The organism is Nonomuraea sp. NPDC050383 (genome assembly GCF_044459125.1).
GTDB lineage: Bacteria > Actinomycetota > Actinomycetes > Streptosporangiales > Streptosporangiaceae > Nonomuraea.
The window spans coordinates 220,238-245,359 of the sequence record NZ_JBITIP010000004.1 but is presented as its reverse complement, the minus strand read 5'-3'; the positions used below and the strand labels follow the sequence as shown (position 1 = coordinate 245,359).

19 protein-coding genes are annotated in these 25,122 nt (G+C 72.2%); 4 read left to right on the top strand and 15 right to left on the bottom strand.

Features of this window, described 5'->3' with window-relative positions; all coding sequences use genetic code 11:
• Positions 1-197: 197 nt before the first annotated feature.
• Positions 198-2,642 carry a protein kinase gene (locus tag ACIBG4_RS12555; protein ID WP_397201908.1) on the bottom strand — a complete coding sequence of 815 codons (2,445 nt, stop codon included), beginning with the start codon at positions 2,640-2,642 and terminating at the stop codon, positions 198-200.
• Positions 2,643-2,727: 85 nt separating this feature from the next.
• Positions 2,728-3,366 carry a pyridoxamine 5'-phosphate oxidase family protein gene (locus ACIBG4_RS12550; protein ID WP_397201907.1) on the bottom strand — a complete coding sequence of 213 codons (639 nt, stop codon included), beginning with the start codon at positions 3,364-3,366 and terminating at the stop codon, positions 2,728-2,730.
• Between the two features lie 72 nt (positions 3,367-3,438).
• On the opposite strand from ACIBG4_RS12550, the gene ACIBG4_RS12545 reads away from it, so the two are divergent.
• Positions 3,439-4,836, top strand: coding sequence for a PLP-dependent aminotransferase family protein (locus ACIBG4_RS12545; protein WP_397201906.1), 1,398 nt, complete (start codon positions 3,439-3,441; stop codon positions 4,834-4,836).
• 26 nt (positions 4,837-4,862) lie between these two features.
• Here the strand turns inward: ACIBG4_RS12545 and ACIBG4_RS12540 are convergent, their stop codons facing one another.
• Complete coding sequence (locus ACIBG4_RS12540; protein WP_397201905.1) at positions 4,863-5,984, bottom strand: DegT/DnrJ/EryC1/StrS family aminotransferase; 1,122 nt, start codon at positions 5,982-5,984, stop codon at positions 4,863-4,865.
• Positions 5,981-7,063, bottom strand: a complete 1,083-nt coding sequence (locus ACIBG4_RS12535; RefSeq protein WP_397201904.1) for a GNAT family N-acetyltransferase — start codon at positions 7,061-7,063, stop codon at positions 5,981-5,983. Before ACIBG4_RS12535 ends, ACIBG4_RS12540 begins: the two co-directional genes overlap by 4 nt.
• Positions 7,064-7,222: 159 nt before the next feature.
• On the opposite strand from ACIBG4_RS12535, the gene ACIBG4_RS12530 reads away from it, so the two are divergent.
• From ACIBG4_RS12530 to ACIBG4_RS12520, 3 genes are all read left to right on the top strand, one after another.
• Positions 7,223-8,251 carry a phosphotransferase family protein gene (locus tag ACIBG4_RS12530; RefSeq protein WP_397201903.1) on the top strand — a complete coding sequence of 343 codons (1,029 nt, stop codon included), beginning with the start codon at positions 7,223-7,225 and terminating at the stop codon, positions 8,249-8,251.
• A complete protein-coding gene (locus ACIBG4_RS12525) occupies positions 8,248-8,994 on the top strand; it encodes an SDR family oxidoreductase (RefSeq protein WP_310716429.1) in 747 nt (248 codons plus the stop codon). The genes ACIBG4_RS12530 and ACIBG4_RS12525 overlap by 4 nt, the downstream gene beginning before the upstream one ends.
• Before the next feature lie 165 nt (positions 8,995-9,159).
• Positions 9,160-10,476, top strand: a complete 1,317-nt coding sequence (locus ACIBG4_RS12520; protein ID WP_397201902.1) for a xylan 1,4-beta-xylosidase — start codon at positions 9,160-9,162, stop codon at positions 10,474-10,476.
• On the opposite strand, the gene ACIBG4_RS12515 is transcribed toward ACIBG4_RS12520, so the two are convergent.
• The 11 genes from ACIBG4_RS12515 to ACIBG4_RS12465 form a co-directional block, all read right to left on the bottom strand.
• Positions 10,467-11,699 carry a DUF418 domain-containing protein gene (locus tag ACIBG4_RS12515; protein WP_397201901.1) on the bottom strand — a complete coding sequence of 411 codons (1,233 nt, stop codon included), beginning with the start codon at positions 11,697-11,699 and terminating at the stop codon, positions 10,467-10,469. The two genes, ACIBG4_RS12520 and ACIBG4_RS12515, sit on opposite strands and share 10 nt — an antisense overlap.
• 42 nt (positions 11,700-11,741) lie before the next feature.
• Positions 11,742-14,855: a hypothetical protein gene (locus ACIBG4_RS12510; RefSeq protein WP_397201900.1), complete on the bottom strand. Its 3,114-nt coding sequence runs from the start codon at positions 14,853-14,855 to the stop codon at positions 11,742-11,744.
• A gap of 32 nt (positions 14,856-14,887) precedes the next feature.
• Positions 14,888-16,204 (bottom strand): hypothetical protein, encoded by a 1,317-nt coding sequence (locus ACIBG4_RS12505; RefSeq protein ID WP_310716436.1) that lies wholly within the window; start codon positions 16,202-16,204, stop codon positions 14,888-14,890.
• Entirely contained in the window at positions 16,197-16,994 is a 798-nt protein-coding gene (locus tag ACIBG4_RS12500; protein WP_310716438.1) for a polysaccharide deacetylase family protein, read from the bottom strand. Before ACIBG4_RS12500 ends, ACIBG4_RS12505 begins: the two co-directional genes overlap by 8 nt.
• Complete coding sequence (locus tag ACIBG4_RS12495; protein ID WP_397201899.1) at positions 16,991-17,938, bottom strand: glycosyltransferase family 2 protein; 948 nt, start codon at positions 17,936-17,938, stop codon at positions 16,991-16,993. The genes ACIBG4_RS12500 and ACIBG4_RS12495 overlap by 4 nt, the downstream gene beginning before the upstream one ends.
• A gap of 17 nt (positions 17,939-17,955) precedes the next feature.
• Positions 17,956-18,789: a glycosyltransferase family 2 protein gene (locus ACIBG4_RS12490; RefSeq protein WP_310716442.1), complete on the bottom strand. Its 834-nt coding sequence runs from the start codon at positions 18,787-18,789 to the stop codon at positions 17,956-17,958.
• A gap of 193 nt (positions 18,790-18,982) precedes the next feature.
• Positions 18,983-20,110 carry a GNAT family N-acetyltransferase gene (locus tag ACIBG4_RS12485; RefSeq protein WP_397201898.1) on the bottom strand — a complete coding sequence of 376 codons (1,128 nt, stop codon included), beginning with the start codon at positions 20,108-20,110 and terminating at the stop codon, positions 18,983-18,985.
• Positions 20,107-20,475, bottom strand: coding sequence for a hypothetical protein (locus ACIBG4_RS12480; RefSeq protein WP_310716445.1), 369 nt, complete (start codon positions 20,473-20,475; stop codon positions 20,107-20,109). Before ACIBG4_RS12480 ends, ACIBG4_RS12485 begins: the two co-directional genes overlap by 4 nt.
• Positions 20,476-20,770: 295 nt before the next feature.
• Positions 20,771-22,399, bottom strand: coding sequence for an RNA polymerase sigma factor (locus ACIBG4_RS12475; RefSeq protein ID WP_397201897.1), 1,629 nt, complete (start codon positions 22,397-22,399; stop codon positions 20,771-20,773).
• A gap of 140 nt (positions 22,400-22,539) precedes the next feature.
• Positions 22,540-24,318, bottom strand: coding sequence for a substrate-binding domain-containing protein (locus ACIBG4_RS12470; RefSeq protein ID WP_310716448.1), 1,779 nt, complete (start codon positions 24,316-24,318; stop codon positions 22,540-22,542).
• A gap of 133 nt (positions 24,319-24,451) precedes the next feature.
• On the bottom strand, positions 24,452-25,087 hold the full coding sequence (locus ACIBG4_RS12465; RefSeq protein ID WP_397201896.1) for a cation transporter: 636 nt from the start codon (positions 25,085-25,087) through the stop codon (positions 24,452-24,454).
• Between the last annotated feature and the right edge of the window lie 35 nt (positions 25,088-25,122).

Genomic DNA, 25,122 nt, shown 5'->3' with positions numbered 1-25,122 from the left:
GGGCCCCCACCCTGAACAAACGCACCGTAGCTTAACCAGCGGCAAGCGTTTTCTGGGGCCGGTTATCCCGATAAGCCGGAAAATGCAACCTCGCCACCCCGCCACGCGCCCATTTCCCGGCCCGGTCCCGGATGTCTGGCGCGGCTGGGACCGGGGTGCCGGCACGGATGGCGGGGGGCTCGGGAGGCCGTTCCCGGTCAGCCGGGCTCGCCGGGTGCCGGCTGGTCGGTCGTGGGCTCGTCCGGGCGGGGTGAGGGCGTGACGGGCGGGCCGGAGCTGGGCGGGTCCGTGGACGGGTCGGGGTCATGGGACGGTTCCTCCTCCGGCGGGCACTCCGGCGTGGAACCGCTCGCCTCGTCGCCGCCCCCGGCCGCGCCCGGCCGCGTCGCCGCCCGTACGGCCCAGCGCGCCCCGCACGGCAGCTCGCCGAACGCGTGGCTCAGCGTACGGGTGTACGACGTGTCACCCGACAGCGTGAGCTGCTCGGTGTGCTGGCTGCCCCCGGCCGAGAACGTGACGGCCAGCCGCACCGGGCGGTCGTTCACCGTCGAGACCGTGACCACCGCGACGGCAGCGCCCCGGCCGTTGACCGTGGCCCGGGCGATGGACACCCGCCGGACCCCCGGCGGGCACGTCACCCGCGTGCGAGCGCTCGCCTGCTCACCGCCGGCCGTGACCGTCACGGACAACGTCGCCCCGCACGGCCTGGTCCTGAAGCCCTGGCCGAACGAGCGGCTGTAGGAGGTGCGGCCGCCCAGCGTGGCGGTCGCGGTGCCGACGGTGTCCCCGTTGACCGCGAACCTCGCCTGCACCGGCACCTCCCCGGTGCCGCTCGTCGTCACCCGGACGCGCGCCGAGGCGCCGGTGCCCGGTGAGGGCGACATGTCCAGCGACACCCTCAGACCCGTCACGGTCGTGGGGCACGGCGGGACGCTCAGCGTGGTGGTCCTGGCCCCGCCGGGAGCGGCGGGCGTGGTGGCGACGGTCAGCGTGACGGTCCTGCCGCAGGGACGCTCGGCCAGCGTGTGGCTGAGCGCGCGGGTGTAGGTGGTGCGGCCGCTGAGCCGCAGCCGCTCGGTGTGGACGCTCTCGCCCGCCACGGCCCAGGTGGCGCTCGCGCCGATGGGCGCGACGCCGGTGGCGCGGATCGTGACCGTGGCCGCGGCGACGGCGTCCTCGTTCACCGTGAGGCCGCCGAGGGCGAGCGCCGCCACCGAGGTCGCAGGCACCGGCGTGGGGGCCGGCGTGCTCGGAGGAAGCGTCGTCGGGGGAAGCGTGGTGGGGGGAGGCGTGGTCGGCGGCGTGACCGTCACCCGCGGCGTGGGCCGCCGCGTGGTACGCGCGGGCAGAGGCGTGGGCGTCCGGCCGCGCGTGGCCGTGGGCGTGGGCGTCCGGTCGCGTGTGGCCGTGGGTGTGGGACCGTCGCTGGTCGCCGGGACGATCACGGCCGGCCCGGTGCTCTCCGGCGGGAACACGGCCGGCTCCGGGGTCGCGCTCTCCGTGGCGCCCACCGGTGTGGCGGGCGGCGACACCAGCTCGGCGGGCCCGGGGGAGTCGCTCGGCGCGGCGGCCGCCACGTCGATGGGCCGGGGCAGCAGCCGGTCCCGGCTCGCCAGCACGAACACCGCGGCGACGGCCACCACGACGGCCAGGCCGCCGCCCATGGCCAGCCGCACCGCGTTGTGCCGGGCGGCCCGCGCCACCGTGCGCCCCAGCTCGTGCCCGCCGCGGAAGACCGTCCGGGCCAGCGACGTGCTCGCCTGCGCGGGCGGCGTCTCGGGCACGGGCAGCAGCAGGGCGAGCAGCGCGACGAGCCCGGCCAGCCGCCGCCTGCCGCGCTCCTCCCAGTCGTCGCCGTACGCGGCCCGCGCCGTCTCCTCCAGCTCCGCCACGAACGCCTCGGCGCCGCGCGGCCGGTCGGCCGGGTCCTTGGCCAGGCCGCGCATGAGCAGCTCGCGCACCGGCTCGGGCGCGTCCTGGACGGGGATCGGGGCGTACACGTGCTGGTAGCCGAGCACGCTCGGCTCGGTCGAGCGGTAGGGCCGGTGACCGGTCAGGCACTCGAAGAAGACGGCCGTCGCCGCGTACACGTCCGTCGCGGGCGAGGCGGGGGCGCCGGCCCACAGCTCCGGAGCCATGTACGGGGGCGTCCCCTCGGGCCGCGCGGTCGCGCCCTCCCGCACGGCGATGCCGAAGTCGACGAGCTTGCTCACCCCGTCGTCGCGGACGATGACGTTCTCCGGCTTGTAGTCCTTGTGGACCAGGCGCAGCCGGTGCGCCCGCGCGAGGCCGAGCAGCGACCCCTTCAGCACGGTCAGCGCCGCCTCCGGCCCCGTCGTGCCGTTCTCGCGCAGCAGCGCCCGCAGCGACACGCCGTTGACCAGCTCCATCACGATGGCGGCGCCGTCATGGTCCTGGACGTACTCCCACATCGTGGCGATGTGTGGGTCGCGCAGCGTGACCAGCAGGCGCGCCTCCGACTGGAAGCGGGCGAGCGCCTCGGGGTCGCGCCGTAACTCCTCGGAGAGGTACTTGACGGCGACCCTGACGCCCGTCTCGTCGTGCACGGCCAGCACGACTCTGCCGCTGCCGCCCGACCCGAGCTGCTTGACTTCCGTATAACCGGGAGCGCTCCACTCCATTTGCCTCTCCCATCAGGAGCCGGCCCACCTGATGAGACGCGTGATCTAGCGAACTGGTTCGCCAGGTGGCTCTGGATTCATGGAACTACCGACGGCCGCCGATGTGAACAGGCACATCCATACCTTCTCGGAGCAGCGGGTCCGGCACGGGCGCGCCCCACGACGTGACCAGGGGCAGCACGCCGGCCCAGACCGGCAGGCCGTGGTCCTCGTCCTCGTCGACCGGGCCGCCGCGCCGGATCTTGACCGACGCCTCGTCCAGCGGCAGCGCGAGCACGGCCGTCGCGGCCAGCTCCTTGCGGTTCGGGCGGCGGGCGTAGTCCCACTGGCCGGGGGCGAGCCGCTCGGTCAGCACGCGCAGCCCGGTGAGCCGCTCGTCGTCGTCCGTGACCAGGCGGGCGGTGCCGTAGATGACGGCCGAGCGGTAGTTGACGGAGTGGTGGAACACCGACCGGGCCAGCACGATCCCGTCCAGATGGGTCACCGTGACGCACACCTCGGTCCCCTCGGCGGCGCGCAGGGAGCGGGCGCCCGTGGAGCCGTGCAGGTAGAGGGTGTCGCCGTCGCGCCCGTAGCCGGTCGGCACCACCATCGGGTGACCGTCGGCCACGACGCCGAGGTGACAGATGAGGCCGGCGTCCAGCACCTCGTACAGGTCGTTCCGGTCGGCGCTGCCGCGCTCCTTCGAGCGGCCGAGCGTGGTGCGGGGCGTGGTGGAGAGCATGGGCACGACGCTAACCCGCGAGTGGACCTATCCTGTAGGGCCACTATTCCCGCCTTCCTGGAGACCACTTCCGTGCGCAGCCTGCTCGACCTGCCCGTCTCCCTGGAGCGGCACTCGCCCCTGCCGCTCTCGTCGCAGCTCGCCGGGTGGCTGCGCCGGGCCATGCTGGCGGGCACGCTCGCGGCAGGGGAGCGGCTGCCGTCCTCGCGCGGGCTGGCCGCGCAGCTCGCGGTGAGCCGCACGGTCGTCACGGAGGCGTACCAGCAGCTGTACGCGGAGGGCTGGCTGGAGGGCAGGCACGGGTCCGGCACCTTCGTGGCCGCCCTGGAGGAGGCCGCCGGCCGGACCGGCCTCCCGCCCTCGGCTCCGGCCCCCGCCCGTACGCCCGTCCCCGCCGTGAGTTCCCGTCCGTCCGAGGGGATCGACCTGAGGCCCGGCAAGCCGTGGGTACGCGACTACGACGACGCCGCCTGGAAGCGCGCCTGGCGCAGGGCCGCCGACCTTCCGCCCGGCGACTCGCCCGACCCGTACGGCCTGCCGCGCCTGCGCGAGCTGCTGGCCGGGCACCTGAGACGGGCCAGGGCCGTGGCCGTCGGGCCGGAGAACATCCTCGTCACCCGCGGCACCGGCAACGGCCTCGACCTGTGCGCGCTCGCCCTGCTCGGCGCCGGTACCCGCGCGGGCGTGGAGGACCCCGGCTACCACGTGGCGCGCACCGTGTTCGCCGCCCGGGGCGCCGAGGTCGTGCCCTGCCCGGTGGACGAGGACGGCGTGGTCGTGGACGGCCTGCCCGGCGACCTCCGCCTCCTGTACACCACGCCCGCCCACCAGTACCCCCTGGGCGGCCGGCTGCCGATCCCGCGCCGCGAGCGGCTGCTGGCCTGGGCGCGGCGCAGCGGCGCGATGATCGTGGAGGACGACTACGACGCCGAGTTCCGCTACGACGTGGGCCCCCTGCCCGCGCTGTACGGACTGGACCCGTCGCGCGTGGTGCTGCTCGGCACGCTGTCGAAGACGCTGGCGCCGGACGTCGGCGTGGGCTGGCTGGTGGGCCCGCCGGAGCTGGTGGACCGGATCGCCGCTCTCCGCCTGGCGGTGGCCGACCGCACCAGCGGCCCGGTGCAGCAGGCCGTCGCCACGCTGCTCGAACGCGGCGACCTCGACCGCCACCTGCGCCGCATGCGCCTGGAGTACGCCCGCCGCCGCGCCGCCGTGGTCGAGATCCTGGGCCCGGTCTGCCGGCTGCGCGGGGACACGGCGGGGCTGCACGTGCTGGCCGAGCTGCCCCACGGCACCATCGGGCGGGTGGCGGAGCGCGCCGCCGAGCGGGGTGTCCTGCTGGACGTGCCCGAACGGCACTGGCACACGCCGGGCGCGCCGCTCGGGCTGGTGATCGGGTACGGCTCGGCTTCCCTGCCGGATGTGCGCCGCGCCTGCCACGTCCTGGCCGAGCTCATCCGTACGAGCTGATAGGGGCCGGGCAGGCGGGGTCGGGGTCAGACGGGCGGCGGCGGGGCCGGGGCGAGGTGGCGCACGACCGGCAGTGCCCGGGTCGCGTGGACCGGGTCCACCGGCAGCACGTGCCGGGCCCACCAGCGGGCCACCTCGGGGTACGGCGACGGCTCGGTGAAGCCGGGCGCGTAGTCGTCGTAGGGCGGGTCGTACAGGTAGCCCACCGCCACCCCGTGCCGTTCGAGCGCGGCGATGGCCGCGTCGCGGTCGCGCACCAGCAGCGGCACCCGGAACAGCGGCTGGTCGAGGTGGTCGCGCACGCCCTCGGCGACCGTGGGCAGCTCGGCCAGCATCCGCACCCCGGAGACCCGCCGCTCCCGCTCGGCGGCCACCCCGGCCAGGCGGGCCTCCTGGTAGCGCCGGGCGATCCGTCCCTTGCGCACCCGGTAGTCGTGCAGGTCGGCACGCACCCACGGGTCGAACGGCGCCAGCTCGGGCACGTGCTTCATGGTGCGGGCCAGCTCGTCGCCGCGCAGCTCGATGCGGTAGCCGAGGCGCTCCTCCTGCAGCCCCAGCAGGCGGGCGAGCCGGAGGGCCGGGCGGACGAGGTCGAGGCGGAGGGCGGCGCGCCGGGCCGCGGAGGTGGTCACGGCGAGCAGCTCCGCCCGCCAGGAGCCCGGCTCCAGGACGAGGTCGCGGGCCTGTTCGAGGGCGTGTAAGTCGTCCTCGCCCGCCACGACCAGCACGCCGCCGGACCCGGCGCCGCAGTGCTTGGACAGGCTGTAGACGCCGGCCTGGCCGAAGGTGCCGAGCGGGCGCCCGTCGACGGACGTCTCCAGCGCGTGGGCGAGGTCCTCGATGAGGATCTTCCCGGCGAAGGCGCCGACCCGGTCCGGCAGGCCGTACATGTTGGTGGTGAGGACCGCGTCGACGGTGGACAGGTCGACGCGGGCGGTGTCGATGTTGCCGTCGCGCGGCGACAGCGGCGCCATGACCGGCCGCAGGCCGGCGGCGATCACCAGGAACAGGATCTCGTCGGCGGAGACCGGCGACATGAGCAGCCGCTGGCCGGGCACGCACCAGTGGCGCAGCGCGAGGTAGAGGCCGAGGCGGTTGGAGGGAAGCAGGAGGCAGTGGCGTCCGGTCCGCTCCGCGAGCAGCCTCACGGCTGGATGGCCGTGCGCAGCCGGCCGAAGGTCTTGAGGACCCGGTCGGCCGTGCGGTGCAGGACGGGGTTGGCGAGGACCGTGGCGCGGGTCTTGCGCGCGGGCACGCGCATCAGCCAGTGGACGCCGGCCGCGGGCCCGATCGTGGCGACGCGGCCCTCGGCGACCCGGAACTCGCCGTTCTTCAGCTTGTCCTTGTACTCCTTCTGGCCGCGCCCCATGTCGATGACCTCGACGCCGGACGCCGCCGCCTGCTCGGCCATGGCCAGGTGGTGGATGAGGCCGGGGGAGTACTTGGCGTAGGCGGTGTCGTAGGCGGGGAACCAGCCGACGAGCGTGGTGCGGGTGCGCAGGCCGAAGTGCCCGGCGATCGGCACGCCGCCGGCGTAGACCATGTCCAGCACCCCCGCGAACTGGTCGGTGCGGGTGGCGTGCAGCCGCTCGACCAGCTCGACGATCCACCGGTGCGCGAACCGGTCGGTGCGGCCGGTGCGGCGGTACTGCTCGGCCTTCCAGCCGATCAGGGTGTGCAGCGGCTCGACGTCGGCGATCGCGTAGTCGTGGCGGACCTCTCCGGCCTCGCGTTCGAGCTTGCGCTCCTTGGCGAGGGTGGACTTGTACGTCTTGCCGGAGTGCTCCCGCAGGAACGCGATGTACTTCTCATGGCCGTCGCGCAGGTCGATGATGGGCGACGGGTGGCTCTCGTGCCGGGCGGCCAGCATGGGCTGATCCGCGACCAGGTGGTCGAACTCGTAGACGGAGAGCCCGCACAGCCGGAGCAGCCGGTGCGGGTCGATCTCGACGTCCTTGGCGTGGACCAGGCCCTGCGCGTCGGTCAGCCCCGCGGCGACCGGTTTGCCGATGCCGAGCGGATGTCGCTCGAACGGGAAGAACCCCACGATGTCGGCGCCGTCGTAGATGACCGCGACGCGCACCATGTCGCGCGACTCGCCGACGGCGATCGTGAACTCCGGCGACAGGAAGGGGTTGTCGAACCCCGCGTGCGCCTCCTGGAGCGCTCGCCACCGGCTCAGCTCCGGTGCGCCCAGGTCACGGGGGTGGGCAAGTGAGACGCGCATGGGCTCCTACTGGCGATATGCCGTGTGCTGTCGAGCGTGGAGGGTACACCGTGCAAGGGACAGGTTAACCGTTGCTATCAGTAGTCATCGACGCAGGTCCGGAACGTTACACAACTCTAAGCTGGCATTCAGTACCGAGTGGCGTTCTAATGTGTGTCCATGACGGTCCCCGGAATCGACCTGCCCCGCCTGAGCGCATGGATGGCGGACCACGTGCCTGACACGGGTGAGCCGCTTTCAGTGTCGCTGATCTCGGGGGGCAGGTCCAATCTGACCTACCTCGTCGAGGGCCGCGACCGGCGCGTGGTGCTGCGCCGCCCGCCGCTGGGCCACGTGCTGCCGACGGCGCACGACATGCGGCGGGAGTGGCGGGTGATCTCGGCTCTCGCCCCGACGCCCGTCCCCGTGCCAGAGCCGGTCGCGTTCTGCGCCGACGAGGACGTCATCGGCGCGCCGTTCTACCTGATGGGGCACGTCGAGGGCGCGGCCGTGCGCACCAAGGAGGAGCTGGGCGAGCCCGAGCCGGAGCACGCGCGGCGGCTGTCGGAGCGGCTGGCCGAGGTGCTGGCCGCCATCCACGCCGTCGACCACCGCGAGGTGGGCCTCGACGGCTTCGGCCGTCCCGACGGCTACCTGGCCAGGCAGCTCGACCGCTGGTGCCAGCAGTGGGAGCGCTCGAAGACCGCCGAGCTGCCCGAGTACGACCGGCTGGTGACCCGGCTGCGCGACCGGCTGCCGCCCGTGTCGGCGGGCACGCTCGTCCACGGCGACTACCGGCTCGACAACACGCTCGTCCGGCTCGCGCCCGAGCCCGAGATCATGGCCGTGGTCGACTGGGAGATGTCCACGCTCGGTGACCCGCTGGCCGACCTCGGGCTGACGCTGACCTACTGGCAGGACCCGGGCGACGAGGAGCGCGCCTCCATCCCGGTGGCCGGTGACGTGACGCTGGCGCCCGGCTTCCTGAGCGCGGCGGAGTTCGCGGCGCACTACGCCAAGGCGTCCGGCCGGGACATCCCGGACCTCGGCTTCTACGTCGCCTTCGGCAACTTCAAGCTGGCGGTCATCGTGGAGGGTATCCACGCCCGGTTCCGCCAGGGTAAGACCGTGGGGGAGGGGTTCGAGGAGATCGGCTCCGCGGTGCCCGTCCTCATCGCCCGCGCCCACCGCATGCTGGAGCCGTCATGAGCACTGTCGCGTTGATCACCGGAGCGGCGAGCGGCATCGGGGCCGCGGTCGCGCGGCGGCTGTCCGCCGGCGGGGCCAGGTGCGTCCTCGTCGACCTCGACGGGGAGGGCGCCGAGCGGCTCGCCAAGGAGACCGGCGGGGTCGCGCTCGCCGCCGACGTCAGCACCGAGCAGGCGAGCCTCGACGCCGTCGCGCTCGCCGAGCAGCGCTACGGCAGGCTGGACGTCGTCCACCTCAACGCGGGCATCGCCACCGGGATCGACCTCGGGGCGTTCGACGCGGCGCGCTACCGCACGGCGCTCGGCGTCAACGTGGATGGCGTCGTCTTCGGCGTCGTGGCCGCCCTGCCGCTGCTCAGGCGCTCGGGGGGCGGCGCGGTCGTGGTGACCTCCTCGCTCGCGGGGCTCGTCGGCTACGACGGCGACCCGATCTACACGATGACCAAGCACGCCGTGATCGGCCTCGTCCGGGCGCTCGCGACGCCCCTCGCCGCCGACGGCGTCCGCATCAGCGCCGTGTGCCCCGGCTTCACCGACACCCCTCTGGTGGCCGAGGAGCGGGAGACCTTCCTGAACGCCGGCTTCCCGCTGCTCACCGCCGAGGACGTGGCCGCCGCGGTCGAGAGCGCCTGCTACGCCGATCCCGGCACGTTGCTCGTCGTGCAGCCCGGACGGCAACCGGTGCCGTACCGTTATGCGGGCGTCCCCGGTCCGGCGGGCGGCGAGCGGCCGCCCGCGCTCTGAGTCGGCGGCAAGTAGCCTGCAAGTGGCATAGATACGGTTATAGGCACGGATGCTGTGGCATCCGGTCACCGTGCACGCGTGAGGGTGGAGGTTCCCGTGATTCCCAGCGATGGTCGGCATGCCCGCAGGCGGTCGCCGTGGCCACTCGCCGTGGGAGCGGGCATCGTGGCGGTCCTGCTCGTCGCAGGGATCATGGTGTACGCGGGGACGCGCGGCTCGCGGGACGGGTACAAGGGCGGCGAGGTGGCCGAGGCCGGCCCGTCGCAGCCCCCGCCCAGCCTGGAGCCCCCGCCGAAGCTGGACAACTGGCCGCGCTGGGGCGTCACCCACACCCAGTACAGCGCCGACACCGCGCCCCGCCCCGTGACCGAGCAGGCCAGGGGCATCCTGGGCCGGGTACCTCTCCTGCAGAACCAGCACATCATGGGCTGGGGCGTCGGCAACCCCGAGCCGAGCCCCGGTCAGTACGCCCTCGCCCAGCTCGACCGGCGGATGAAGTTCATCTCCTCCTCGCGCGGGACGCCGGTCATCACGCTGTGCTGCGCGCCCGACTGGATGAAGGGCGGCCAGGCCGGCCGCACCGACTGGAGCAAGAACCACACGGTCGCGCCCGAGCGTGAGCACTTCGACGACTACGCGAAGCTCGCCGCGAAGGTCGCCCGCCAGTACCCGACCGTCAAGCACTACATGGTCTGGAACGAGTTCAAGGGCTTCTGGGACCCCACGACCAACCGGTGGGACGCCGAAGGCTACACCGAGATGTACAACAAGGTCTACGACGCTCTCAAGCGCGTCGACGGCGACATCCAGGTGGGCGGCCCCTACGTGCCGATCGAGACCAGCGCCAACCCCGGCCCCTCCGAGCTGAGCGGGCCGTGGGGCACGGTCGACCAGCGCGCCCTCGACGCGATCGAGTACTGGATCCAGCACAAGAAGGGCGCCGACTTCATCGTCGTCGACGGCGCGTCCATGACCAACGAGAAGGGCAACATCCCCGACGACTTCGCCGCGCAGGCCAAGTTCGGCGCGATCACCTCGTGGCTGCGCAAGAAGAGCAACGACATGCCCGTCTGGTGGGCCGAGTGGTACAACGAGCCGGAGAACTCCGGCTGGAGCGAGGCCAAGCGCACCGCCCTGCAGGCCGCCACCATGATGGAGTTCGCGCGCGGCGGCGTCACGACGGCCCTCTACTGGAACCCGCAGCAGAAGAGCGGCGCCCGCGAGTGCCACGGCTGCGTGTGGGACGCCGACGGCCGGGAGATGCCCATGGCCGGGCTGCTCAGCGGCTTCACCCGCTGGTTCCCCGCCGGGGTGGCGCTGGAGCAGGTCCAGTCGTCCGACGCGCGGGTCAAGGTCCTGGCGCAGGCCCAGCAGGTCGTCATGGTCAACAGCGCCGCCACCGACGTCACCGCCACCGTGGACGGCAAGCAGGTGACGCTCAAGCCGTACGAGATCAGGTGGAGCGGCCGCGGTCAGGGCTGAGCGGGGCTCTGCACGGCCGGGGCGGCCCCGGCGATCCTTCCCGGCCGGCTCCAGTACGTCAGGTAGCGCAGCAGCCACTCCACCGGGCCGTACCTGTGCCCGCGCAGCCACCACCGGCTGTAGACCACCTGCGCCGCGAAGATGACCAGCGCGATCAGCACCTCCACCGGCGGGCTGACCCGGTCCACCAGCGCCAGGCCGTACCCGGTGAAGATGAGGCCGCAGATCAGCGACTGGGCGAGGTAGTTGCTCAGCGCCATGCGGCCGGGCGCCGCCAGCGCGCTCGCCAGGCGCGGCACGTGCGGCAGCACGCGCAGGAACGTGGCGGCGTAGGCGGCGGCCAGCAGCGGCGCGGTGACCAGGTCCAGCGCCTCGCCGAGGAACTTGTGCACCGTGCCGTTCCAGGCCGACATCGTGTAGACGGCGGCGCCGGCGAGGCCGACCGTGAAGCCGGCCCACTGCAGCCGCCGCAGCGCCTTCGTGTGCGCTGACGGGTCGCGCAGCAGCCCCAGCTTGCCGACCGCCAGGCCGATCAGCGCGGCGGCGAGCACGGCCGGCCCCTGGAAGAGCAGGCGCAGCACGACGATCAGCGACAGCTTGCGCACGTGCTCGGAGACGATGTCGACGGCGGAGCCGGCCAGCGACTGGTCCGACTTGATGGCCTCGGCGACGCCGTGGGACACCGTGCCCGCCGTGTCGAGGCCCAGCGCCGCCAGCCCGGCCAGGAACACGAAGCCCAGCGCGAGCAGGCTGGTCAGCACGACCGCCAGCATGACCGCGTTCTTCGGCGACAGCTTGCGCAGCAGCAGCAGCGCGAGCCCCACCCCGGCGTACGTGGTGAGGATGTCGCCCGGGAACAGCAGCACGGCGTGCACGAGCCCGATCACGAAGAGCCCCGCCACCCGCCGCAGGAACATCGGCGTGAACGGCATGCGCCGGCGCACCGCCGAGTCCAGTTGCAGCGTGAAGCTGTAGCCGAACAGGAAGGAGAACAGCAGGTAGAACTTGTTCTCCAGGAGGAGTGTCACGCTCCAGCGCACGCCCCAGTCGAGCGAGGAGTGGAACGCGGGCTCCGCCATCCCGGCCATCCGGTAGCCGGAGGCCAGGAAGGCGATGTTGACCAGGAGGATGCCGAGCAGCGAGAAGCCGCGCAAGGCGTCGACCGAGGTGATCCGTGACGCCCGCGTGTCCCGCATGGCGCCGTCTGCCCGTTGTGCCGTCATCACGGATCATCATCCCGCATAACCTGAGAGGTTCCTGTGAGTTCAGTTATTTAGCGCGATGTAGATGAAGCGCTCGGCTATGACGCCCACCGCGATGACGAAGGCCGGGACCGCGACGAACAGCAGCCGCTTGCGCGCTCTGGGCGCCCGCGTGGGCCCGTGCAGCCGGATCACCTCATAGGCGAACAGCGTCAGCCACGTCACGGCCAGCGCCGCGAGGCCGACGGGCGTCCACGGCGACGTGGGGTCGCCCCGGCCCTTGTACGGCTGGGGATCGGGGATCTCCGTGCCCCTGACGAACTTCTTCAGCGTGTAGAGCGCGGCGTCCTCGTTGGAGTACACCTTCTTCAGCTCCGGCGAGGCGTCGAGCGCCGCCTGGAACTTCTCCCGCCAGCCCTCGGGGAACCCCTCGTTGAGCTGGAGGTAGCTCACCTGGCCGCGGGTCACCGCCAGGAACGTGTTGCGCGGGCTGGCCTTGAGCTTCTTCAGCGCGCCGGTGATGTCGGCCGGGTCCTTGTAGACCAGCGCCTGGCCGGAGAAGTTGACCAGCTCCACGTCCTTCTCGCCCCACGGCATGGTGGGCGTGACCTCCGGGCCCTCCTTCGGCACCAGGTACACCACGCGGGCGCTCGGCTTGTCGTGCTCGTACACGTAGTGCATGGCCGCGACCTCGCCGCCGGTCACCCGCTCGAACTTCTCGTTGCCGTAGCGGGCGACGAGGAAGGCCATCGCGAACAGCACGGCGAAGAACGCCGCGAGCAGCACCGACAGCTTCCGGGTCAGCTCGGGGTTGAAGCGGACGTTCCGCCTGCGGATCGGCACGGTCTCCTCGCGCACGTCCGCGCTGTCCGAGGGCAGGTTCGGGAAGAACGCGTACGCGGCCAGCAGGCAGGCGCCGGGCATCGCGAACAGGTAGATGCGCAGCCCGATCTCGCCGCCGTAGCTCTGCAGCCCCAGCGCCAGCACGGGCACGCACAGCAGGATCAGCGAGGCGCGGTCGAACACGCCGCGGCGCAGCCGGCGCAGCAGGCCGACGGCGGCCAGCGACAGGATGACGACCAGGATGCCGAGCCGGGCCTTCAGCACCATCGCGTGCGCGGGGTCGCTGCCCGCGATGCGGTCGCCGGTGTTGCGCTGGAGATTGTCGAAGATCCTGCCCAGGCCGCCGAAGATCGCGTCGATCTGGCCGGCCCAGAAGCCCACGGTCTCGTAACTGATCCAGGCCAGGACGACCAGGCCGAGGAAGAACGGCAGCGACCAGGTCAGCGACGTCCGCTTGAAGATGAGGAACGCGGTGATGACGCCGAGCATCATGAACGGCGTGATCTGGTGCGAAGCCGTCGAGGCGAAGAACAGCGCCAGCAGCAGCGTCAGCATGAGCAGCTTGTCGGCGCGGTAGGTGCCGGTGTTGGCGATCTCGCCCGGCGTCATGGCGTCGAGGCGGCCGAGCCACTTGCGCAGCCCCTTCTCCGGGACCGGCTTCGTGCGCGGCTCCACCCGCCCGAACCAGCGCAACAGGATCGCCACGAACGCCAGATACAGGGCGAACGTGAAGCCCTGTGGCGAGAAGTAGTCCTGGCCGATCCACTGCACGAGGACGAACAGCAGCGCCGCGAACCAGCGCGCCCGCGTGGTCGCCACCACCTGCCGCAGGATGAGCACGAACGGCAGCAGGTAGAGCAGGTTGGACAGCAGCGGCGTCCACATCAGGATCGGCGTCATGTCCGTGATGCCGGCCGCCTTGGTCACGAACGCGAACAGCGCGAAGAAGCCCGGCCAGCCCATGCGGGCGTCGATGCTGATCGCCGTCTCACCGGTGCGGCCGATGAAGTCGACGAAGCCCGCGTGGATGTAGGCCGTGGGGAAGCGCGGCTCGGTGGCCACCAGGGCGCCCGCGCCGTGCAGCGCGAACGTGATCGTGGCGATCTGGAACAGCAGCAGGAACTTGCGGTCGGTCGACTGGGCGACCGTGACGAAGAACGCCACCAGCATGATGAGGATGGCGGCGAACGCGCTGGCGGGCAGGGCCGCGATCAGGCCGAGACCGTTGATGTCGGCGGGGTCCACGCCGCGCAGTGGGCCGGGGGGCACGCGCAGGGCGAGCACGTACAGGATGAGGCCCTCGACGGTGAGCAGGGCGGGCAGCCACTTGGGCGCGCTGCTCATCAGCGCGCTCAGCCGCGCCCCGAACCCGCCTGCCGCCGTTGCCCCGCCGGTCGCGGCGCGCTGCGGGGCCGGCTTCGGCCGCGGCTCGTCCCGCTCCGGCGTACTCGACGCGGTCGGTGTACTCGGCGTACTTGGTGCGGTTGGTGCGCTTGGCGCGCTCGTAGCGGCGGGCGCTTCGGGCGTGGCCGGCGCGGCGGGGGCCGCGGACGCTGCGGGGGCGGACGGCGCGTCCTGCCGGGGCGCCGCTCGGAACGGCGTGGTGGGCGGCGCGACCGGCGGCTCAGCCTGGGGGTCCTCGGCGGCGCCGTCCTGGGCCACGCGGTCCCCGGCGGGACGGTCCTCGGCGGGACGGTCCTCAGCGGTGCCGTCCTCGGCGGGACGGTCGTCGGTCGTGCGGTCCCCGGCGGTGGGCTTCGCGGGGGAGGACGCGACGGCACGGGAGGCGGCCGTGACGTCGGGGACCGTGGGCGGGCCGCCCACCCGGAAGGCCGCGGGCAGCCGGATCGCCGTGGTCGTGTCCGCGTCGTCCTCGTCCTCGTCCTCTTCCCAGTCCGCGTCCGCGTCCCCGTCGTCAGCGTCCCGAGCGCCCTCAGCGTCCTGAGCGCCATGGGTGTCCCCGGCGCGCGCGGCGGAGTCCGTGTCCGTGCCGGGAGCCGAGTCCGTGTCCGTGTCCGTGCCGGGAGCCGCGTGCGCGGCCTCGTCCGTCTCGGCCTCGTCCGTCTCGGCCTCGTCCGTCTCGGCCTCGGACTCCGCGTCCGACGCGTCCCCCGACGCATCCCCTGAGGCGTCCCCCGACGCATCCCCTGAGGCGTCCCCCGGCGCATCCCCTGAGGCATCCCCCGGCGCGCCCGCTGAGGCGGCGCTGGCGGGGGAGCCCAGGTCGAGCACGATCCGCGGGATGACACCCGTGGCGTCCGGATCGAAGGGCGCGCCCGGCTCCTCCTCCGTCTCGCCGTTGAGCTCGGAGGAGCCTGTGAACCCGGTTGTCATTCCATCGCCGTCCCGTTGCCTCACGTTGACCATCATGAGGCCCCGTGCGACCCCTGGGCGACGCGAGGCTGTCCTGTTTCGCCGGAATTGAGAACTTTACGTAGCTTTCCAAAGATCAGGCAGGCCACCAGCAGCTCGCTGAACAGCATGCCGTACCCGACCGCGTTCACATTCGCGAACGGGAAGAGCACCCCGATGGAGACCAGCACGAGCGCGGCCAGTCCGATCTGCACCAGCGCCAGCGCCCGAGCCTCGCTCCGCGCCCGCAGGGAGCTGAGGTAGACCTCGATGAGCACCCGCGGCAGCACGGCCAGCGCCATGAGCCGCAGCAGCGTCGTGCCCTCGGTGGCGAACTCCGACCCGAAGATCATCAGGATCAGCGGCGCGCCCAGCACCGTCACGGCGATGATCGGTGTGATGATCATGAACGCGCGGCGCAGTGCCCGCCGGCAGTTCTCGGCGAGCTGCGCCCGGTCGTAGGAGCCCTCGACGGTCAGCGACACCGCCATGTTCATCGCCAGCAGCTCGATCATGCAGCCCAGCGTGTGGGCCATCGAGAACCGGCCGAACGTGGCCTCGCCCACCTGCGTAGCGACGGCCACCGGCACCAGGTAGACGATCGCCAGGATCGACAGCGTGCCGGGGAAGTCGCCGGCCAGGAAACGCCCGACCTCCCGCAGCCGCGGCGGCGCCGCGATGGAGGCGGAGTCCTTGACGTGCCGGGGGATGACCACCGAGAAGATGAACCAGTTGACCGGGATGAGCGCCAGCGCGGTCGGCACCATCCAGGAGACGAAGATGCCCCCCTCGGGCAGCGCGCCCGCCAGCGCCACCAGCAGGCCCATCTTGACCAGGCCGAAGACGAGGTTGTTGAGCGGCACCCAGGTGGCCTTGCGCAGCCCGGTCAGGACCACGTCCTGCAGCGTGAACACCGCCCAGACCAGCACCGCCCCGAGGAAGAACAGCCCGGGGCCGAAGCCGCCCAGCGCGGAGTACGTGCGCCCCCACATCGGGAGGGTCAGCAGGAAGCCGACCGCGGCCACCCCGCCGGTCGCCGCCGCCAGGCCGTAGCCGCGCAGCACCAGCTCGGGCGTGCGGCGGCCGGCCAGCGGCAGGAAGCGCGCCAGCGCGCCCACGAAGCCGAGCGCGGTCAGCGACGCGAACAGCCGCATCGCGGTGATCACGGCCTGCCCGCGGCCGAACTCCTCGGGCGTGTAGTAGTGGGCGGCCAGCAGCCAGTAGCCCATGCCGAGCGTGGCGGTGATCCCGGTGTTGGCCATGAGCGCGTATCCGTTGCGGAACAGGGGGCTGCGCAGGTCGTGCAGCACCTTCCGCCAGACGCTAGACATTTCCGCGCACCCGCTGCAGGCCGTACCTGGTCCGCCGGACGACCGCGTAGCCCTTGGTGAGGACGCGCTCGCGCAGGTAGATCAGGGGTACGGCGCTGCCCTCGACGGCGCGGCGGAACATGCCCATGGTGGTGTGCCGGCCCACCGTCAGCCGGGGGATGGCCAGCATGTCGTGCCGGTCGGCGGCGATCGCGTTGTTCACGGCGCAGGCGGCGAAGTAGCCGGCCTTGCGCACCTCGCGGCGCACCCGCGCGCTGGAGTAGCCGTAGGGGTAGGCCATGGTGGCGACCGGCGCGCCGATCTTCTCCTCCAGCAGGCCCTTGTTGCGGCGCAGCTCCTGGCGCAGCTCCTCGGTGGGGAGCTGGTCGAGCTGCGGGTGGCTGTGGCTGTGGCCGCCGATCTCGATGCCCGTCTGGGCGATCTCCCGGGCCTGACCCCAGCTCAGCATGTCGTCCAGCGGTCTGCCGGCCGCGTCGGCGCCCGCGTCGGACACCCAGCCGCTGGTCAGGAAGACCGTGGCGGGGAAGCGGTGGCGCTCCAGCAGCGGGAGCGCGTGTGCATGGAAGTCGGCGTAGCCGTCATCGAAGGTGACCACGACTGGTTTGACGGGCATACCGGTGTTCTTGTTCAGCCTGGCGACCAGATCGCCCAAGGTCAGCGGGGTGAACCCGCCCTCCACGAGGTACGCGAGTTGCTCCTCCAGATCGGAGGGGCGTACCGAGTGGGGGCGGGTCTCCTCGTTGGGACTGTCGGTCACCGAGTGGTACATGAGGACGGGCACCCTGATCACGAGCGTGCTCCCTTGAGCCGGGCGGACCCGACCACGTACCCCCAGGTGGTCCACGCCAGGCCGATGACGATCGCGGCGGAGCGGCCGAGGCCGCCCACGTCGCCGCGGACCGCCTCGCTCAGCCCGCGCAGCGCGCCGAGGGGCAGCGTCTTCATCGCGTGGGCGCGCTCGCTGGCCAGCCCGTCCTGGGTGCCCACCTCGCGCGTGACCAGCGCCTTCGACAGCCCTTCGGCGTAGCAACGGGACCTGAAGTAGGCGAAGCGCTCACGCTGCGCCGACACCTTGTGCCCGATGACCGCCCGCGGCTCGTACAGCATGACCGAGCCGGGCTTGCGCTGGCTCAGCCGGATGCAGAACTCCGTCTCCTCACAGCCCAGGGGCCTGCTCTTGCGGCCCTGGACACTGCGGCCGATGCCGCTGTGGAAGCCGCCCACCTCGGAGACGACCTCGCGGCGGAAGGCCGCGTTGCCGCCCATCACGTTGCGGATCGGCGCGCGGACCGCCGGCATGCCCCGGTAGGTGCAGCCGACGGTCCAGTCGAACTCGTAGGGGAACCATCGCGGCCTGCGCTGCGATGCCCACAGTGGGTCGGTGCGTCCGCCCACGCCGACGACGGCCGGATCCTGGAAGCCCTCCTCCAAAGCCTCCAGCCAGCCCGGGTCGGCGACCGCGTCGTCGTCGAGGAAGGCGACGATGTCACCGGTGGCCGTGGCCACGCCGGTGTTCTTGCCGCCGGACAGCCCCTGCTCGTGCGAGTTCTCCACCACAATGGCCTGTGGATTCGCCTGCTTGAGCTTCAGGTGCAGGTCCGGGTTGTGGTCGACCACCAGGATCAGCTCGTGTGGCGGGCGGCTCTGCCGCTCGACCGACTCGACGGCCTGCCTGATGTCCTCCCACCGCTCCTCGGTGTAGACGCAGATGACGACAGACGTTCTCACTGTCATCCCTCTTCTGGTGCTGGTCAGGCGACGCCCCGGTCAGCGGCGGGGGCGGCGGCCGGCTTCGGCTGCGGGATCGTGGGCTTGCGGCGCCGCTCACGCAGGATGGTCCTGAGCACGCGCAGGCCGTCGCGGACGGCGTGCAGGTTGCTCTCCCCGTGGATGCGGCAGCGCTCGTGGCTCGGCACCTCGTGCACCTTCAGCCCGGCCTTGGCGGCGCGGACGTTCATCAGGGTCTCCACCTCGAAGCCGTCGCAGTCGAGGTCGAGCACGTCGAGGTGGCGGGCCCAGAAGGCGTTGTAGCCGTAGCAGAGGTCGGTGTACTGGGTGCCGTACATCATGTTGACGAGGCCGGTGAGCACCTTGTTGCCGAACTTGCGGTTGAACGTCAGGTCGTCGCTGCCGCCGCCGGCCGCGTAGCGCGAGCCCTTGACGAAGTCGGCGCCGGTCACCAGCGCCCCGACGAACGAGATGATCTCGTGGCCGTCGGTCGAGCCGTCGGCGTCGATCATGACGATGATGTCGCCCGTGCAGGCGGCGAACCCGGCGGCCAGGGCGTCGCCCTTGCCGCGGCCGGTCTGCGTGACGACCTTCACGTTCGGGCGCAGTCGCTTGGCCACCTCGACCGTGTCGTCCACCGAGTTGCCGTCGACGAGGACGATCTCGTCGATCCACTGGGGCAGCGTGGCGAAGACGTGGGGGAGGTTCTCGGCCTCGTTCATCGCCGGGACGACCACGCTGACGGTGGGCGAGATGGCGATGTGCGGTGTGATGGGGGTGAACCGCTCGATGGGTGGCATCGAGCGCAGAGGGGTGATCTGCGCCTTGCCGTTGTACTTGGTGCTCTCGGGACTCATGGTGAGGTAAATCCTTCCGGGACCCGCCTCCACGCGAGCCTGGGCCGCCCGTTCCCGGGTGCTGTGGGGAACGGCCGATCCGTGATCGGCGCACGGGGTCCTGTGGAGTGAGGGTGGTGCTACGGGTGCTCTGCTGCTGCTCTGGTGCTGGTGCTGGTGCTGGTGCTGTGCTGCTGTGCAGGAGGCGGGGGCGCTAGCGCGCTCCCGTGGGCTCCTTGACTACCGCATTGGACTGCTCCTGCTGGATCGAACTGCGAACCCGGCCGAACCCCTTGAGGACACGGTCGGCTGCCCTATAGAGAGACGGCCGATCCATGACGATTGTTCGCGCCTTGTTGAAAGGAGTTCGTCCCATCCAGTGGACGGCCGCCGCGGCCGAGGGGCGGGAGACCCGTCCCTCGGACACGTAGAGCTCGCCGCTCTTGAGCCAGTCCTTGTACTCCTTGCCGCCCTTGCCCATGTCGACCATGAGCAGGCCGGCCTCGGCCGCCGCCTCGGCCATGCGGAGGTGGTGCACGATGCCCGGCGAGTATCGCGCGTACTCGGTGTCGTAGGCGGGGAACCAGCCGACGAGGGTGGTGGCCGTACGCAGGCCGAAGTGGCCGGCGACCGGCGCCTCGCCCGAGTACAGCATGGTGAGGACGCCGCCGAAGTCGGCGGACCGCTCCGCGTGCATGAGGTCGATCAGCTCGACGATCCAGGGCTGCGCGAACCGGTCGACGCGGCCCGTCCGCCGGTACTGGTCGGACTTCCAGCCGAGCAGGACGCGCAGCACCTCCGGGTCCGCCGAGGCGTACTCGAAGCGCAGCTCACCCTGCTCCCTTCCGAGCTTGCGCTCCTTGTAGCGCACGGTCTTCAGGTTCTTGGGGGAGTTGGTCCTGACCTGCTCCAGCCAGGCGTCGAAGCCCTCGGTGAAGTCCATGACCGGCGCCGGCCGGACGTCGGACTCGTACGCCGCGAAGGTCGGCTGGCCCGCCACGAGGTGGTCGAAGTCGTAGACGGTGAGCTTGCACGCGCGCAGCAACGCGCGCACGTCCACCTTCAGGCCGGGAACCGAGATCAGACCGTGGCAGGTCGTCAGGAAGCCGCCGAGCGGCTTGCCGATGCCGAAGCTGTGGCGCTCGTACGGGAAGAACCCGACGATGCCGGTGCCGTCGTCGAGCACCGCGACCCGCACGTAGTCCCTTAAGCGGTCCATGGCCACGGCGAACTCGACGGACAGGAACGGGTTGTCCAGGCTCGGGTCGGCCTTCTGCAACTCGCGCCAGCGGGCTCTCTCGGAGTCTCCGAGCTCGCCCGGGCGGACCACCGTGATCTTCACTTGGTCCTGGCCCCCTGTTCGGTCTGCATGTTCTTCCCCCGGTACAACACGCGAAGCACGTACATGAACCCTCCGAGCACGGCGATCGTCGCCACCCCCGCCCGGGGAGACCAGGCGTCGAACTGGAGCATGGCCTGGGCGAGAAGAACGTTCACCACGAGACTGGCCGCGGCGCCCACCGACAGCGCGGCGAGCGGGTCACGATCTCGCAACAGCCCGACGACCGCGGCTCCGGGGACCACGAGCAGGAACAGCGAGATCAGGAACGGGCGCAGCGGTGTCTCGATGTCGAACAACGCGATCACGGCGCCCGCGACGCACGCGAGTCCGAGCAGCCACGCGAGCGCTCGGCGGTGCTTGATCATTTACCGTTCTCCCGGTCCTGGCTGGGCAAAGGCGCGATTGATCGCATTTCATGGGACCAATCCGTCCATGGACACGTCAATGCCGACGCTTGGTGACGCACTCCGGTTTACCGGAGGGGCGACTTTTCCCCGTGACATAGGGCACACGGATCAGTACTCTTCCGGCGCCGGTGCGGTCCCCAAGCACACCAGGATGCCCTATAGATGGCCCGATCTTCGAGTCAGGGCCCGGTTTATCCTAGTTTGTCATTGCCATGGATCTACCGATCCATGCCTTTCGCCGTAGTAACGTCCGTCACTCCAGTCCTGCCGGTGATTCGGCCAGCGCGGTAGTCGCCGACGAGTCGTCCGGAAAGTCGTCCGGCGGGTCGCCGGGCGGATTGCCGGGCGGGTTGTTCGGCTGTGGCGTGCTCTCGGGCGACCGCGTCGGCCCTCCGGTGGAGGGCGGCTCCGAGACCTGGCTCCGGCCCTCCCAGGACAGCCGGCAGCTCACGCGCCCGCCGTTCGAGGTGAACGACACCGTGCCGCCGCCCGCCGTGTCCGGGTCGTCCACCGTCACCCAGACCGCCACCGAGCCGCCCGCCCTGATCGACCCGGCCGACGGGAACACGTCGAGCCCCGTCGACGCGCTCGCGTTCCACACCACGGCGGCGTTGCGGGCACGCAGGCCCACCCTGGCCGACCCGTCCAGGTCGCCGGGGCACACGGCGCTCAGCCGGGCGCCCGCCGCGGGGCGCCGGGTGCGGGTCGTGGCCGGGCGGGTGGTGGCCGCCGTGGCGGCCGGGCGCGGGGTCGCCCGGGACGGACGCGGGTCCGCCGCCGGGGTCCGCTCCGGCGTGGGGTCCCCGGCGTCCTCCGGCCCGTCCTGGAGGTCGTCCGGCTCCGCGGGCTCCGTCTCCGCCCGTCCCGGCGTGGGGGCGGCGCTCGCCCCGGCGTCCTGCGTCGCGGACGGGGCGCCCTGGAACATCGTGCCGCCCGAGGCCGCGTTCGCCACGATCACCGCGCCCGTCCCCGCCAGCACGCACGCGCCCGCGATGACCACCGGCGCCAGCCTGCGCGAGCGCCGCCGGGAGCGGTGGCCGGCCAGGACGGGGAACCCGTCGCGGTCGAAGCTCTCGCCCCGGTCCATGATCAGCGTGCGTGCCTCGCCGCGCTCGGGGGCGAGGCAGGTGGCGATGAACCGCCTGCGCAGCGACAGCGGGGGGAACGCCACGGGGATCTTGTCGAGCAGCCGCTCGCCGGCCACCTTGCCGTGCCGTCCCTCGGTGCACACCTCGCAGCCGCCGATGTGCCTCGACAGCCGGCGCCGCAGCAGCGGGGTCAGCGGTCCCTCCCACGAGTCGAGCATCGCCGACAGGTCGGGGCAGTGGGCGCGTCCCACCCGGGCCAGAATGACGGCCGCCGCGGCGTTCTCCAGGTGGTCGCGGGAGCGCCGCAGCCGCGTGGCGGTCTGGCGCGAGGTCAGGCCGAGCACCGTGCCCGCCTCGGCCGGGGTCAGGCCGTGCCGCAGCGACAGCTCCAGCGTCTCCCGGTCGAGACGGTCCATCTCGCCCAGCGCGTCGTGGACCAGCGCGGCCAGCTCGGGGTCGTCCGGCTCGTCCACGGACGGCTCCGCGACGCCCCGCACCGGGGCGCCGCTCCGGTGCGCCAGCCGGGCCATCACCTGGACCCTGGTCAGCGCGTACAGCCAGGCGCGCAGCCGCGCCTCGTCCTTGAGCCGGTCCACCCGGCCGTACGCGGTGACCAGCGCGTCGTGCACGGCCCCCGCGGCGCTGTGGCCGTCACCGGTCAGCGAGCAGGCGTAGTCGTGCAGCCGCACGCCGTACGCGTCGTACAGTTCGGCCGGAGCGCCGTGGTCGCCGCGCCGCAGCGCGTCCGCCAACCGGTGATCCCCGGCGCGGTCGACAGTCGGCCATCCAGGCACGAATACCCTCCCCGCGGCTCGCGTGTGACCCCCACGCGCCTAGGACGCCGCCTGGCGCGGCCGGGTTGACCCGCGTTCGCCCGCCCATGCCGAACGGGCATGAGCTGGGAGGACAGGGACGGAAGGTGCCGGTGTGACGGTCAGCCGTCGCACTTGGGAGCGCACAGACGGCGCTCCATGCCCTGCAGGAAGAAGTCGCGCACCTGGAGGATGTTCTCGGCGACGTACGCCTCGCCGCCGGTCGCCTTGGCCAGGGCGTCCATCTGCTTCTTGCCCTTGGGCGCGTCGGGGCCGAAGGCGATGAGCAGGATGCTGACCGGCCGCTTCGGGTTGTACGTCTTCTTCAGGAACGACAGGAGCTCCGCGTTGCCCACGCCGCCGTCGGGGTCGTCGTTGCCGGCGCCGTCGGTGAGGATCACGATCGTGTTGATCTTGTCTTCCGCGTACGACTTCGTCATCTCGGTGTAGGCGGCCTTGAGCGTGTCGTTCAGCCCCGTGTCGCCCGTGGCCTTGGCCTGCACGGTCGCGAACTGCGCCGCCAGCGCCTCCTTGCGCAGCCGGCCGTCGACGGTCTGGCTCAGCGGCCCCACCGACACCATCTCGCGCCAGTCCTTGCCCTGGCCGTCGAGGTGCGTGGAGAACGCCCACACCCCGATCTCCGAGTCGGCGGGGAACAGGCCGAGGCCCTCGGTGGCGATGCGGGAGATGGCCTGCATGCGGGTCAGGTTCGTGCCCGGCACGGGCAGCGCCATGGTGCCGGAGACGTCGAGCAGGGTCAGCAGGCGACTGCCCAGGTTCAGCCTCGACCAGGTCTGGGCCATGCTCGCCACCGTCTTGGCGTCGGGCGGCGCCAGGGCCCGCGGCGCGGTGGAGACGAAGCCCTTGTCCTTCGCGAGCGCGTCGCCGCCCTTGCCGTCGGGCGTACGGAAGCCCTGGTCGCGCAGCGTCCGGCGGGCCGACTCGGTGGTCAGCTCCTTCTGGAAGGCCGCCGCCGCCTTGCGCACCTCCGCGTCCTTGGACAGGACCAGCATCGGGTAGTCCAGGCTGTACGTTCCCTCGGCCGGGTAGAGCGGCACCACCTGCGCGTCGGGCTTCTTCGCGTTGTGGCTGTAGACGTTCTGCTCGGAGGCGACGCCGACCGGCACCTTGCTGCCGGACTTCACGGTGAGGCTGGCCAGCAGCGCGCCGGGGTCGGCGACGATCTGGCCCGACAGCTCCTTCAGCGCCCCCACGAGCGCCTTGTCCTGGCCCGCCTTCTTGGCCGAGCCCGCGGCGGCGATCAGCGCGGCCATGCCCGCGGAGTTCTTCTGCGGGTCGAGGGCGAGCACGCGGACCTTCTTGCCGGGTCCGTCGGGGTTGGCCACGTTCGCGGCCGCGATCATGCCGGCCCAGCTCGGCTGGAGGCTGCCGGCGAGCTTCTCGGCCGACGCCTTGGCGGTCACCAGCACGACGGGTGACACGGCGGCCGAGCCGGACGGCTCGGGCAGCGCGGCGGCGCCCGCGGGCTCGCTGCGCAGCCTGGCCACCGCGAGGCTGGAGTCGGCCACCCACAGGTCGGCCGCCGCCTTGCCGGCGGCCAGCGCGTTGGCCGTGCGGGCCGCGGCCTCCTTGGTGACCGTCACCTCGACGCAGCGGCTGTCGATGGAGTGCAGGGCCTTGTTGTAGGTGCCGGCGACCTTGCTCAGGGCCGGCTGGATGTCGGGGGTCGCCACCACGCGCAGCGCCAGCTTGCCCGCCGAGCAGTCGTGGTCGCGGTTGAAGATGACGAACGCGGCGACGCCGAGCAGGACGGCCAGGGCGACGGCCCCGGCGAGCGGGACGAGCACCCTGCCCCGGCCCCGTGCGGCGGATCGCCGGCGGGGAGCGGGTTCCTGGGCTTGGTAGCCGCCATCGAACTCGTCTGTGCGGTGTCGCCCCACGATGTCCTCTTTGGTGTGTTGAGACCTTCCGGAGACCCTGACCGGAGATGCTCCGCAATACCTCCGGAACGATACTCGGTGCGCTTACTGTGGCAAAACAGCCCTTTTGGTGCGGATACTACGGAGTGTCAGCTCAGTGACAGCATCCGTCACCACGCCAGGCCCGGTGACCCTCCCGCGCCGCCACGGCCGCCAGGGCCACCGCCATGACCGGATCCACCCACCACCAGCCGACCGTATTGAGCCACAGCCCGACCAGCACGCCGCCCGCCGTCGCCGCGCAGATGAGATTCTGCGTGCCCTCGCCGGCGGTCGCGGGGGACGCCAGCCGCCGTGCCAGCCGGCGCTTGGCCAGCCCCAGGGCCGGCATGCTCACCAGGCTCACCGCCGTGACCGCGATCCCCAGCGCCGTCGGCACCGCCCGGTGGCCCATGTCCAGGTCGTACGCGACATGGAGGACCAGGTACGGCGCCAGCACCCAGAAACTCACCGCCAACGCCTTTCGCGCCCGGTGCTCGGCGCCCTCGGACAACGTCCGCGACCCGGTGAACCGCCACACCACGATGAGGCTCGCCGCACCCTCGACCAGCGCCGACATCCCCCAGCCGATCAACGCGACCGAGTGCGCCCGGAACCCCGCCCACAGACCGAGCGAGCTCTCCAGGCCCAGCCACACCAGGGTCGCCACCGACAGCGCCCGCGCCGACCGGGCCGCGCGCAGCCATTCTGCTGACGCGGCCGGATGCGCGTGAACCCGCTGGTCAGGCACCTTGACCTCCCGAATCCCCGACGTCGTCCGGCCGT